The 12849-nt window shown below is 74.9% G+C and carries 11 protein-coding genes; 8 read left to right on the top strand and 3 right to left on the bottom strand.

The genetic code is table 11. The annotated features are described in order from the left end of the window. Positions 1-29: 29 nt before the first annotated feature. From PGN05_RS13880 to PGN05_RS13865, 4 genes are all read left to right on the top strand, one after another. A complete protein-coding gene (locus PGN05_RS13880) occupies positions 30-422 on the top strand; it encodes a hypothetical protein (protein WP_419753140.1) in 393 nt (130 codons plus the stop codon). Beyond that, positions 337-1461: an alpha/beta fold hydrolase gene (locus PGN05_RS13875; protein ID WP_419753139.1), complete on the top strand. Its 1125-nt coding sequence runs from the start codon at positions 337-339 to the stop codon at positions 1459-1461. Before PGN05_RS13880 ends, PGN05_RS13875 begins: the two co-directional genes overlap by 86 nt. After that, complete coding sequence (locus tag PGN05_RS13870) at positions 1458-2006, top strand: N-acetyltransferase family protein (RefSeq protein WP_419753138.1); 549 nt, start codon at positions 1458-1460, stop codon at positions 2004-2006. Before PGN05_RS13875 ends, PGN05_RS13870 begins: the two co-directional genes overlap by 4 nt. A gap of 122 nt (positions 2007-2128) precedes the next feature. Next, a complete protein-coding gene (locus tag PGN05_RS13865) occupies positions 2129-2875 on the top strand; it encodes a hypothetical protein (protein ID WP_419753137.1) in 747 nt (248 codons plus the stop codon). Here the strand turns inward: PGN05_RS13865 and PGN05_RS13860 are convergent. The 3 genes from PGN05_RS13860 to PGN05_RS13850 all read right to left on the bottom strand — a co-directional run bounded on the left by PGN05_RS13860 (position 2865) and on the right by PGN05_RS13850 (position 6063). Beyond that, a complete protein-coding gene (locus PGN05_RS13860; RefSeq protein WP_419753136.1) occupies positions 2865-4499 on the bottom strand; it encodes an ABC-F family ATP-binding cassette domain-containing protein in 1635 nt (544 codons plus the stop codon). The two genes, PGN05_RS13865 and PGN05_RS13860, sit on opposite strands and share 11 nt — an antisense overlap. Before the next feature lie 13 nt (positions 4500-4512). Beyond that, the gene (locus tag PGN05_RS13855) at positions 4513-5496 is read right to left on the bottom strand and encodes an adenylate/guanylate cyclase domain-containing protein (RefSeq protein ID WP_419753135.1); all 984 of its coding nucleotides are present in this window, start codon (positions 5494-5496) and stop codon (positions 4513-4515) included. 108 nt (positions 5497-5604) lie between these two features. Then, entirely contained in the window at positions 5605-6063 is a 459-nt protein-coding gene (locus PGN05_RS13850; protein ID WP_419753134.1) for a universal stress protein, read from the bottom strand. A gap of 170 nt (positions 6064-6233) precedes the next feature. On the opposite strand from PGN05_RS13850, the gene PGN05_RS13845 reads away from it, so the two are divergent. From PGN05_RS13845 to PGN05_RS13830, 4 genes are all read left to right on the top strand, one after another. Beyond that, positions 6234-7175 (top strand): ABC transporter ATP-binding protein, encoded by a 942-nt coding sequence (locus PGN05_RS13845; protein WP_419753133.1) that lies wholly within the window; start codon positions 6234-6236, stop codon positions 7173-7175. Further along, a complete protein-coding gene (locus PGN05_RS13840) occupies positions 7172-7927 on the top strand; it encodes an ABC transporter permease (RefSeq protein WP_419753132.1) in 756 nt (251 codons plus the stop codon). Before PGN05_RS13845 ends, PGN05_RS13840 begins: the two co-directional genes overlap by 4 nt. Positions 7928-7942: 15 nt before the next feature. Further along, positions 7943-8752 carry an ankyrin repeat domain-containing protein gene (locus tag PGN05_RS13835; protein ID WP_419753131.1) on the top strand — a complete coding sequence of 270 codons (810 nt, stop codon included), beginning with the start codon at positions 7943-7945 and terminating at the stop codon, positions 8750-8752. Between the two features lie 180 nt (positions 8753-8932). Beyond that, positions 8933-12760: a multifunctional oxoglutarate decarboxylase/oxoglutarate dehydrogenase thiamine pyrophosphate-binding subunit/dihydrolipoyllysine-residue succinyltransferase subunit gene (locus PGN05_RS13830; RefSeq protein WP_419753130.1), complete on the top strand. Its 3828-nt coding sequence runs from the start codon at positions 8933-8935 to the stop codon at positions 12758-12760. Positions 12761-12849 lie beyond the last annotated feature (89 nt).

Genomic DNA, 12849 nt, shown 5'->3' with positions numbered 1-12849 from the left:
GCCCGCCGTCCGAGCCCGAGGGAGGTCCCGTGGCCGACACCCGCCCGCCGCTGTGGCGGCAGGCCTTCGACGCCGCCGAGCGCCGGGTGACCCCGCGTGCGGAGGAGTTCGTGCGCACCGACACGTTCGCGATCGGGGCGGCCCTCGTGCGCCGGGCCACCACCCTGGCGCGCGACTCCGCCCGCGACGTGACCACCCGCGCCTGGCACCTGCTCAACCTGCCCGCGGGCACCGACGTCAGCCGGCTGCGCGCGCAGGTCGGCGCACTGGACCGGGAGGTCCGCCGGCTGACCCTGCAGCTGGAGGCCGAGCGCCGCCGCACCCCCGAGGAGAGCCGTGCCGACCATCCCCGTCCCGAGCCCGCAGACGATCCTCGACCGCGTCCGCCGCGACGTCGAACGCAACGCCCTGCGCGCCCGTAACGGGTTGAAGCTGGTCGGCGGGGTCGACCGGCCCGGCGTGGGGCTGACCCCGAAGGACGTCGTCTGGACGCGCGGCCGCACGCAGCTGTGGCACTACCGCAACGACCCCGCCACTCACGGCGGGGTCCGGCACTCCCCGCCGCTGCTCATCGTGTTCAGCCTGGTCAGCCGCAGCTACATCCTGGACCTCACGCCCGGCAACAGCTTCGTCGAGCAGCTGCTGGCCGAAGGGTTCGACGTGTACCTGCTCGACTGGGGCGAGCCGGACGAGCGGGACGCGGCCAACACCCTCGAGGACTACGTCGACGACTACGTCCCCGGCGCCATCGACCGCGTGCTGGAGGTCTCCGGCGCCGACGAGGTGAACCTGGTCGGCTACTGCTTCGGCGGCGACCTCGCCCTGCTGCACGCCGCGCACCACCCCGACGCACCGCTGCGCAGCCTCACCGTGATGGCCACCCCGGTCGACTTCCGCCACATGGGCCCGCTGGCCGACCTGTTCCGGGTCGGCGGGCTGGAGGTCGAGGCGGTGCTCGACGCGAACGGCAACGTGCCGCCGCGGATCGTCGTCCAGGGCTTCCGGGCGCTGACCCCGACCTCGGAGGTGACCCGCTACGTGACGCTGTGGGAGCGGCTCTGGAACGACGAGTACGTCGCCGCCTACCAGGCGATGACCGGGTGGTCCGACGACCACGTGCCCTTCCCCGGGGCCGCCGCGGAGCAGACCGTGCGGATGCTCGTGCGCGACAACGGGATGGTGACCGACCGGCTCACCGTCGGCGGCGACCGCGTCCACCTGGCCGACGTCCGGGTGCCGTTCCTCACCGTCCGGGCCGACCGCGACCACATCGTGCCGCCCGACGCCAGCGCGCCGCTGATCGACCTGGTCGGCTCCCCGGACAAGCACGAGCTGCGGCTGCCGGCCGGGCACATGGGCCTCGTCGTCGGCCGGACGGCGGCGCGGACGACGGTGCCGCAGATCATCGACTTCCTCCGGCGGCGCAGCGAACCGGCCACGGCCTCGGAGATGGCGCAGTGAGCGAGGTGGTCGAGCTCACCGACGCGCACTGCGACGCGCTCCTGAGCTTCTTCGCGGGCCTGCCCGAGGGCGACCGCACCTTCATCCAGGAGGACGTCGCCGACACCGACGTCGTCCGCGGGTGGGCGGCCGGCGGCACCCCCGGCGTGCGGCGCTGGGTGGCGGTCGACGGCGACGCGGTGACCGGCTACGTGGCGGTGCTGCAGCTGCCGGGGTGGTCCGACCACGTCGGCGAGCTGCGGCTGGTGGTCGCGCCCGGGTCCCGGGGCACCGGGCTCGGCCGGGAGCTCGGGCGGCACGCGATGGTGGCGGCCCTCGAGGCGGGGCTGACCAAGCTGGTCGTCGAGGTGGTGGCCGAGCAGGGCGCCGCGCTGGCGCTGTTCACCGACCTCGGGTTCACCGGCGAGGCGCTGCTCGTCGACCACATCCGCGACCGCGACGGCCAGCTGCGCGACCTGCTCGTGCTCGCCCACCACGTCGGCGACACCTGGGCCGGGATGAGCGCCGTCGGCCTGACCGAGGCGCTGGACGACGACGCCCCCTGAGCCCCGCGCACGGCATCGGATCGTCCCGGCGCCGCCGCCCGCGCGTCACCGGGTGGACACCTCGCGCCCCCACGCTCGGGGCACGCGGGCCCATCCGGGCCTCGAGCGTCGCGGAGGTCCCGGTGACCCGACCCCTCGTGCCCCCCACCCACTCCTGGCTGCGCACCGGTGCCCTGGTCGCCGCCGCGCGCCTGCGCCCGCCGGTCGGCAGCGCCCGCCGGCGGGCGGTCTGCGGGGCCGCCCGCGTCCTGACCGGCCTCGGCCTGCGGGTGGAGGTCTCCGCGCCCTCGGTCGCCTGGCCGCGCACCGGCCGGGGCGCCGGGCCGCTGCTGGTCGCCAACTCCGTCTCCGCTCTGGACGCGCTCGTGCTGCAGACCGCGCTCCCCGGGGTCGTCGTCGCCGCGGTGTCCGACCGGGTGGCCGGCGTGGCCGTCCCCACGGTGGTGCCCGTCGCGGGGCGGGTGGCCGGCGTCCTCAGCCGCGGGACGCCGGTCGTCGTCCGTCCCGAGCAGCCGGCCCGTGGCGGGGCCTCGCTGGGCCGCTTCTCCCCCGCACTGCTCGCCGCCGCCGTCGAGACCGGCGCGCCCGTGTGCCCGGTGGCGCTCCGCTACCGCGGGGCGCGCGACCGGCCGGCCGGCGGCTCGACGGTCGCCGCGCTGCGCTGGCTGCGCGCCACTCCGGGCGTGGTCGTCGAGGTGCACCTGCTCCCGGCGCTCTCCTCGGCCGGGGCGAACGCCGCGGAGCTCGCGACGCTGGCGGAGTACGCGGTGGCCGCCGTGCTGGTGGAGCCAGGCCGGCCGGCCGGGCCCGCCGGACTCGCTGCAGGGCCCCGCCGAGAGCCCGCCAGGGGTGGCGGGATCACTCGGTGACCCGGCCGCCGTCGACGGTCAGCCGGCGGGTGGTCTCGACCGCGGCCAGCATCCGGCGGTCGTGGGTGACCAGCAGCAGCGTGCCGCGGTAGTCGCCCAGCGCCTCCTCCAGCTGCTCGATGGCCGGCAGGTCCAGGTGGTTGGTGGGCTCGTCGAGCACCAGCACGTTGACCCCGCGGGCCTGCAGCAGGGCCAGCGCGGCGCGGGTGCGCTCGCCCGGGGAGAGCGTGTCGGCCGGGCGCAGCACGTGCTCGGCGGTCAGCCCGAACTTGGCCAGCAGGGTGCGCACCTCCGCGGCGGGCCAGTCCGGCACCTCCGCGGAGAACGCGTCCAGCAGCGTCTCCGAGCCGAGGAACGCCTGCCGGGCCTGGTCCACCTCGCCGACCTGGACCGACGGCCCGAGCGAGTGCCGACCGGCGTCGAGCGGCACCCGGCCGAGCAGCGCGGCGAGCAGGGTCGACTTGCCGGCGCCGTTGGGCCCGGTGATCGCCAGCCGGTCGCCCCAGTCGACCTGCAGGTCCACCGGCCCCAGCGTGAACCCGCCACGGCGCACCACCGCCCCCGACAGGGTGGCCACGACCGCCCCGGCCCGCGGCGCCGCGGCGATCTCCATCCGCAGCTCCCACTCCTTGCGGGGCTCCTCCACCACCTCGAGCCGCTCGATGCGCCGCTCGGTCTGCCGGGCCTTGGCCGCCTGCTTCTCCGAGGTCTGCCGCTGGAAGTTCTTGACGTGCTTGTCCGGGTCCTTCTGCTTGCGGACGGCGTTGCGCAGCCCCTTGTCCATCCAGGACCGCTGCGTCCGCGCCCGCGCCTCCAGCCCCGCCCGGGTGTCGGCGTACTCCTCGTACTCCTCGCGGGCGTGCCGGCGGGCCACCTCCCGCTCGACGAGGTAGGCCTCGTAGCCGCCGTCGTGCACCCGCACCAGCTGCTGCGCGAGGTCGAGCTCCACCACCCGGGTGGCGGTGCGGGCGAGGAACTCGCGGTCGTGGCTGACCACGACGATCCCCGCCCGGTTGTCGGCCACGAACCGCTCGAGCTGGTCCAGCCCGGCCAGGTCGAGGTCGTTGGTCGGCTCGTCCAGCAGCAGGACGTCGTAGCGCGAGAGCAGCAGCGCAGCCAGCCCGACCCGCGCGGCCTGCCCGCCCGAGAGCCCGGTCATCGCGGCGTCCAGCGCGACCCCCGGGGCCACCTCGGCGACCACGGCCCCGGCCCGCTCGTCGAGGTCGGCCCCGCCGAGGGCCAGCCAGCGCTCCAGCGCCGTCCCGTAGTCGTCGTCGGCGCCCGCGCGGCCGGCGGCGAGGGCCTCGGCGGCGGCGTCGAGGGCGGCCTGCGCCGCCGCCACCCCGGTGCGGCGGGCCAGGGCGTCGTGCACGGACTCCCCGGGCCGCCGGTCGTGCTCCTGCGGCAGGTACCCGAGCGTGGCGGTCGGCGGGCTGACCGCGACGGTGCCCGACTCGGCGGGCAGCTCACCGGCGAGGGTGCGCAGCAGCGTCGACTTCCCGGCGCCGTTCACCCCCACCAGCCCGACGACGTCCCCGGGCGCGACCACGAGGTCGAGGTCGGAGAACAGGACCCGGGCGCCGTGGCCGGCGGCGAGCCCGCGGGCGACGAGGGTGGCAGACACGGGGCCCAGCCTCTCAGGCCCGCTCGCCGTCCCCGGAGGCCCCGAGGACGTCGTCGGCCATCTCGTCGAGCATGCCCTCCAGCGCGGTGTCCTCCTCGCCGGGCGGACGACGGCGGACCAGCCACGGCTGCAGCTGGTCGTAGCCCCGCACCGACACCCGGCGCAGCGGGCGCACGCGGTACTGCACCCGCCCGCGCAGCCGCCGGGCGAGCTCGCGGTCGACCAGCAGCGTCTCCGGGCGGGCGATCGAGGTCAGCCGGCTGGCCAGGTTGACCACCGGCGAGTAGACGTCGCCGAGGTGGGTGAGCACCGTGCCGTGCGCCGCGCCGACCCGCAGCGGGGGCCGCTCCTCGGCGTGCCACACCACGGGCAGCTCCAGCCCGATCTCCACGGCGTCGACCGCGGAGACGGCGGTGTAGAGGACGCCGTCCCCGATGGTCTTCACCACCCGGCCGTGGTGCCGGGCGATGACCTCGGCGGCGGTCGCCTCGAAGTCCTCCACCATCTGGCCGAGCTCGCGCCCGCCCATGCCCTGGCTGCGGGTGGTGTAGCCGACCAGGTCGGCGAAGCCCACGGAGAGCACCCGCCGGTCACCGGCGCCGGCGCCGGCGCCGAGCAGCCGCTCGGCGTTGGCCGCCAGGTGCCGCCGCCACACGTAGTCCTGCACCGCTCGCAGCAGCGGCAGCAGCCGGGCGGTGTCCTCGGCGGCCCGCTCGGCGTCGACGGTGCCGGGCGGGTCGGCGTCGCGCGTGAGGACCTCGGCGAGCAGGTCGGTCTGCCAGTCGGCCAGCCGGGACAGCGACTGCGCCATGGCGCGCGCGATGGATGCCTCGGTGCCCTCGTCGACGAAGCCGGCGTCGATCAGCGCGGACAGCAGGCCGAGCGCCTGGACGTCGGCGTCGGTGAAGACCAGTTCGTCGTCGGCCGCGTCGGGGAAGCCGAGGGCCCGCCACAGCCGCTGGGTGCGCTGCGGCGGCATCCCGGACTTCTCGGCCACCTGCAGCCGCGTGTAGCGGCGCCGCCCGCCGAGGAGCAGCCGCTCCAGCGCCTCGCGTGCGTCCTGGGCGCCCGGGACGGCGTCGGCGGGTCCGGTGTCGCCCAGCGGTCAGCCCGTGGTGTGGACGACCAGGACGTCGACCTCGGAGCGGCGGGTCACGTCCGAGGGCACCGACCCCAGGAACCGGCCCTTGAGGCTGTTGAGCCCGCGGTTGCCGACCACGAGCAGGTCGGCCTGCTCCCGACGGCAGACGTCGAGCAGCGCCTCCACCGGCGCGCCGACGACCGAGATCGGGTACACGTCGGTGGCGCCGGCGGACCGCGCCCGCTCGGTGGCCGCGCGCACCGTCTCCTCGGCCGGCCCGACCCCGATGACCTGGTAGGCGTCGTCCCCGAGGACCTCCTGCGCCCGCCGCACCTCGCGGTCGTCGGCCCGAGGCGGCTCGTAGGCGCAGACGATGACCAGGCGTGCGCCGCAGGCGCCGGCCAGCGCACCCGCGCGACGCACCGCCCGCAGGGAGGACTCCGACCCGTCGGTCCCGACCACCACGGTGCGATAGGCGCTCACGGCTGCCGAACCTACCGGTGGGCGCAGCGGTGTGCGCGCGGTCACCCTCGTCCGCCACGCCCGCCGGGACTCCCGGGTCGTCGTGCCCGTGCGATTGGATGGGTCCGTCGTCCGGCCCCTGACCCGAGGAGAGCGCCATCCACCCCGGCAGCACCGCACACCGCGACCCCGTGCGGGTCGAGGTCCGCGGCCTCACCAAGACCTTCGGCGCCGTCCGCGCCGTGGACGACCTCACCTTCACCGTCGAGCCCGGCTCGGTGACCGGCTTCCTCGGTCCCAACGGGGCCGGGAAGACCACGACCATGCGGATGGTCCTCGGCCTGGAGCAGCCCGACACCGGCACCGCCACCTTCGACGGCGTGCCCTACACGGCGCTGCCCGCCCCGGTGCGCACCGTCGGCGCCGTCCTGGAGACCGCCTTCCACCCGGCGCGCTCGGGCCGCAACCACCTGCGCGTGTACTGCCGCGCCGCGGGGCTCCCGCTCTCGCGGGCCGACGACGTCCTCGTGCAGGTCGGCCTGTCCGACGCCGGCGGCCGCCGCGCCGGGGGCTACTCCCTCGGCATGCGCCAGCGCCTGGCACTGGCGACGGCGCTGCTCGGCGACCCGGCGGTGCTCGTCCTCGACGAGCCGGCCAACGGGCTGGACCCCGAGGGCATCCAGTGGCTGCGCGGCTTCATCCGCCACCTCGCCCACGACCAGGGGCGCACCGTGCTGGTCTCCAGCCACCTGCTGTCGGAGATGGAGCACACCGCCGACCGCGTGGTCATCGTCGGCGCCGGCCGCCTGGTCCGGGAGGGCTCGATCGCCGAGCTCCGCTCCGGTGCCCAGGGCGCCGGGGACGTCCTGGTGCGCAGCCCCGAGGTGGCCCGGCTGACCGAGGTGCTCCAGGCGGCCGGGCTGGCGGTGACGCCCGGCGACGACGGCCTGGTGACCGTGGCCGGGACGACGCCGGCCACGGTCGGCGCCCGCGCCTTCCAGGCGGGGGTCGAGCTGCACGAGCTGCGTGCGGAGTCCAGCGGCCTGGAGGCGCTGTACTTCCGGCTCACCGCGGGGCAGGAGCAGTTCGCCGCCGCCACGACCGACACGACCACCCAGGGAGCCACCCGATGACCGCGCTCGTCCGCGCCGAGTGGACCAAGCTGTTCACCACGCGCGTGTGGATCGGGCTGCTGCTCGGCGCGTGCGTGATGGTCGCCGGCTTCGCGATCCTGTTCACCTCGTTCGCCGGCAACGCCGACAGCGGGCTGCCCGCCGTCGGCACCGAGCAGTACGAGGAACTGATCCTCGCCACCGCGGCCAACGTCACGGTGCTGTTCCTCATCCTCGGCATCATCGGGATGACCCAGGAGTACCGGCACCGCACGGCCACCCCGACCTTCCTCACCACGCCCCGCCGGGGCCGCGTGGTCATCGCCAAGCTGGTCGGCTACGCGCTCGTCGCGATCCCGTTCGCCCTCGCCGTGCTCGCCGTGAACTACCTCGTCGTGCTCGTCTACGCGGGGGCCAAGGGCGACGCTCCGGCGCTGACCGGGGACAACCTGCGCATCCTGGCGAGCAGCGGGCTGGCCCTGGTGATCTACGCCGTCATCGGCGTGGGCCTCGGCGCCCTGCTGCGCAACCAGGTGGGCGCCATCGTCGGCGGGCTGGTCTACCTGTTCGTCATCGAGCCGATCATCCGGTCCATCCCGGCCACCGCCCCGGCCTACAAGTGGCTGCCCGGTGGCGCGCTCGAGGCGCTGACGGCGACCTTCCAGGGGCCGGAGCTCCTCGACCCCTGGCAGGGCGGCGTCCTCCTGCTCGCCTACGGCCTGGTGGCCGCGCTGCTGGGCACCGTGCTGGCCGTCCGCCGCGACGTCGTCTGAACGGGGTTGCCCTCGATGACCACCCGCATGACCGCGCAGCGGCTCGCCCGGCTGATCGCCGAGGGTGATGCCGAGGGCGTCCGCGCCGCGGTGGCGCAGTCGCCGCGGTTGCTCTCGGCCACGGTCGAGCGGGCCGGCCAGGGCGGCTGGACGCCCCTGCACGTGGCGGTCGCCGAGGGGCACACCGAGATCGTGCGGGTGCTGGTCGAGGCGGGCGCGGACCCGGCGGCGCGCACGGAGCAGGACCGGACGCCGCTGCACACCGCGCTGGAGCACTCCCCCGACCTGGTCGCCGTCCTTCGCGGCCTGGGCGCCCCGGTCGACGCCCCGAGCGCGGCCTACCTGGACGACGTCGACCAGCTCACCGCCCAGCTCGACGACGGCGCGCCGCTGTCGGACCCGGTGACCGGGGTGGACCTGCTGACGTGGGCGGCCGCCGGGGGCGCGATCGGCACCGCCCGCGCGCTGCTCGACCGGGGCGCCGACGCCGACGGCGGCGCCCTGCACGCCGCGGCGACCGCCGCCCGGCTCGAGCTGGTCCGGCTGCTGGTCGACGCCGGCGCCGACGTCAACCGGCGCGACCCCGACACCGGCCGCGCGCCCCTGCACGCCGCCGTCGCGGCCGGCGTGGACGGCGACGCGCCCGAGGTCGTGCGCGTCCTGCTGGCCGCCGGGGCGGACGTCAACGCCACCACCAGCGACGGCGCCAGCGCCCTCGACATCAGCCGGGTGGCCGCGGCCCGCACCCGGCGCGCCGCCGCAGCTCAGGCCACCGCGCACGACGCGGTGGCCGACCTGCTGGTCGCCCACGGCGCCACCGACTGAGCCCACCCCCGGCGCCGGTTCCCCACCCGGGCCGCCACCGGGCATCAGCCGGTCCGGCGACCTGGTCGGGCGTAGACTCAGCCCCCGGTCCAGACACGTCCCCCGACGACGAAGAAGGCACTCGACCCCGTGTCAAGCGTGAGTTCATCCCGGCCGTCCCCCACCCCCTCCTCCTCAGCGGTGGCAGGCTTCGGCACCAACGAGTGGCTGGTCGAGGAGATGTACCAGCAGTTCCTCGCCGATCCGGCCAGCGTGGACCAGGCCTGGCACGAGTTCTTCGCCGACTACCGGCCGGGCAGCCCCGTGTCGGCCAGCGACGACCGCCAGGGCGCCACGGCCGCCCCCGACGGCGCCGAGCCGGCCACCTCCTACGCGACGCCGTCGCCGGACGACGAGGTCGCGCCCGAGGCGCCGGCCCCGGCCCGCGCCGCCGCGTCGCCGGAGCCGGCACCGGCCCCGGCCCCCCAGCAGCCGGCCGCGGACGGCGGCTCGTCGTCCCGCGCCACGCCCGTCGAGCCCAAGACCGAGGACACCGTGGTGGACCGCGCGGCCGAACGGACCGCCCAGCAGCAGCCGGCCGCCCCCGCGGCCGAGCCCGCCGCGCGACCGGCCCCGGCAGCGGCGGCGGCGAAGGCCGCCCCCGCGGACGGACCCAAGCGGACCACGCTGCGCGGCGCCGCCGCCAGCATCGTCAAGAACATGAACGCCTCGCTGACCGTCCCCACGGCGACCAGCGTGCGCGCGGTGCCGGCCAAGCTCCTGGCCGACAACCGCATCGTGATCAACAACCACCTCGCCCGCTCCCGCGGCGGCAAGGTGTCCTTCACGCACCTCATCGGCTACGCGCTGATCCGGGCGCTGGACGACTTCCCGGAGATGAACGCGTCCTTCGCCGAGGTCGACGGCAAGCCGACGCTGGTGCAGCCAGAGCACGTCAACTTCGGCCTGGCCATCGACCTGCCCAAGGCCGACGGCTCGCGCTCGCTCGTCGTGGCCTCGATCAAGGCCGCCGAGGAGATGGACTTCGCCCAGTTCTGGGGCGCCTACGAGGACGTCATCCGCCGCGCTCGCGCCGGCAAGCTGACCCTCGAGGACTACTCGGGCACGACGATCAGCCTGACCAACCCCGGCACGATCGGCACCAACCACTCGGTGCCGCGGCTCACCGCCGGCCAGGGCACGATCGTCGGCGTCGGCGCCATGGAGTACCCGGCCGAGTTCCAGGGGATGAGCCCCGAGGCGCTCTCCGACATGGCGGTCAGCAAGATCATCACGCTGACCTCGACCTACGACCACCGGATCATCCAGGGCGCCCAGTCCGGCGACTTCCTCCGCCGCCTGCACCAGCTGCTGCTGGGCGAGGACGGCTTCTACGACGGCGTCTTCCGCGCGCTGCGCATCCCCTACGAGCCGGTGCGCTGGATGCCCGACGTGCGGGTCAGCCGCGAGGGGCAGATCGACAAGGAAGCCCGGGTCATCGAGGTCATCGAGTCCTACCGGCGCAACGGCCACCTCATGGCCGACACCGACCCGCTCGAGTTCAAGGTCCGCAGCCACCCCGACCTGGACATCCTCCAGCACGGCCTGACCCTGTGGGACCTCGACCGCAAGTTCCCCGTGGGCGGGTTCGCCGGCGAGAAGCTCATGGCCCTCCGCGACGTCCTCGGCGTGCTGCGCAACTCCTACTGCCGCACCGTCGGCGTGGAGTACATGCACATCACCGACCCCGAGGAGCGCGACTGGATCCAGAAGCGCGTCGAGGTCAAGGCCGAGCAGCCCGACCGCCAGAAGCAGAAGCACGTGCTGGGCCGGCTCAACGCCGCCGAGGCGTTCGAGACCTTCCTGCAGACCAAGTACGTCGGTCAGAAGCGGTTCAGCCTCGAGGGCGGCGAGTCGGTCATCCCGCTGCTGGACGAGGTGCTCCTCGCCGGCACCGACCACGACCTCGACGAGGTCGCGATCGGCATGGCCCACCGCGGCCGGCTGAACGTGCTGGCCAACGTGCTGGGCAAGAGCTACGCCAAGATCTTCGGCGAGTTCGAGGGCAACATCGACCCCGGCACGGTGCAGGGCTCCGGCGACGTCAAGTACCACCTGGGCGCCGAGGGCACCTTCACGAACCCCTTCGACGACAAGACGATCTCGGTCTCCCTGGCGAGCAACCCCTCGCACCTGGAGACGGTCAACCCGGTGCTCGAGGGCATCGCGCGGGCCAAGCAGGACATGATCGACAAGGGCGAGCAGGGCTTCACCGTCCTGCCGGTCCTGCTGCACGGCGACGCGGCGTTCGCCGGCCAGGGCGTCGTCCAGGAGACGCTCAACCTCTCCCAGCTGCGCGGCTACCGCACCGGCGGCACCGTGCACGTGGTCATCAACAACCAGGTCGGCTTCACCACGAGCCCGGCGCAGTCCCGGTCGAGCCTCTACTCGACTGACGTCGCGCGGATGGTCAACGCGCCGGTCTTCCACGTCAACGGCGACGACCCCGAGGCGTGCGTGCGGGTGGCGCGGCTGGCGGTCGACTACCGGCAGACGTTCAGGAAGGACGTCGTCATCGACCTCGTCTGCTACCGCCGGCGCGGCCACAACGAGGGTGACGACCCCTCGATGACCCAGCCGCTGATGTACGACATCATCGACCGCAAGCGCTCGGTCCGGAAGCTCTACACCGAGGCGCTGATCGGCCGCGGGGACATCACGCTGGCCGAGGCCGAGGAGGCGCTCAAGGACTACCGCGGCCAGCTGGAGCGGGCGTTCGCCGAGACGCACGACGCGACGGAGACCCCCAAGGCGCAGCCGCTCATGGACCAGCCGGCGCAGGACTCCACCTCGGTCGCCACCGCCGTCAGCCTCGAGGTGCTCAAGGCGATCGGCGACGCGCACGTCTCCCTGCCGCAGGACTTCACCGTCCACCCGAAGCTCAAGCGGATGCTCGAGCGGCGGGCGGCGATGGTCAGCGAGGGCGGCATCGACTGGGCGATGGGCGAGCTGCTCGCGTTCGGCTCGCTGCTCATGCAGGGCGTCCCGGTGCGGCTGGCCGGCCAGGACTCCCGCCGGGGCACCTTCGTGCAGCGTCACTCGGTCCTCATCGACCGGGAGAACGCCGCCGACTACACCCCGCTGGCGAACCTGTCCGAGGACCAGGCGAAGTTCTTCGTCTACGACTCGCTGCTGTCGGAGTACGCCGCGCTCGGCTTCGAGTACGGCTACTCGCTGGCCAACCCCAAGGCCCTGGTGCTGTGGGAGGCGCAGTTCGGCGACTTCATCAACGGCGCGCAGATGGTGATCGACGAGTTCATCAGCTCCGGCGAGGCCAAGTGGGGCCAGCGCTCCGGCGTCGTCCTGCTGCTGCCGCACGGTCTCGAGGGGCAGGGCCCGGACCACTCCAGCGGCCGGATCGAGCGCTTCCTGCAGCTGTCGGCCGAGAACAACATGACCGTGGCGAACTGCACGACGCCGGGGAACTACTTCCACCTGCTGCGCCGCCAGGCGCTGTCGGACCTGCACCGGCCGATGGTCGTCTTCACGCCGAAGTCGCTCCTGCGGGCCAAGGCGGCGGTCAGCGCGGTCGCGGAGTTCACCGAGGAGTCCTTCCGTCCGGTCCTGCCCGACCCGGGCGTCGGCGGGGAGCCGCTGGACGACGGGGCCGTGCGCCGGGTCCTGCTGTGCAGCGGCAAGGTCGCCTACGACCTGCTCTCGCAGCGGGAGGCCGAGGGCACCGCCGACACCGCCGTCCTGCGCGTCGAGCAGCTGTACCCGCTGCCGGCCGAGCAGCTGCGCGCCGCCCTGGAGCGCTACCCGAACGCCTCCGACGTCGTGTGGGTGCAGGAGGAGCCGGCCAACATGGGCGCCTGGCAGTTCATGGCGGTCAACCTGCCCGAGCACCTGCCGGCCGGCCGCAGCCTGCGCCGGGTCAGCCGGCGGGCGTCGGCCAGCCCGGCCGTCGGCTCGGCCAAGGTGCACGAGGCCGAGCAGAAGAAGCTCGTCGCCGACGCCTTCGCCGACTGACCCCTCCGCCCGGCCCGACGCCCGGGCGCCGACGACCGTCGGCGGGCGGGCGTCGCAGGGTGCGGGGCGGGTGGTTCGCCGCCAAGGGG

It is taken from the genome of Geodermatophilus sp. CPCC 206100, assembly GCF_048569675.1.
Lineage (GTDB): Bacteria > Actinomycetota > Actinomycetes > Mycobacteriales > Geodermatophilaceae > Geodermatophilus.
This window is presented reverse-complemented; position numbering and strand designations above follow the sequence as displayed.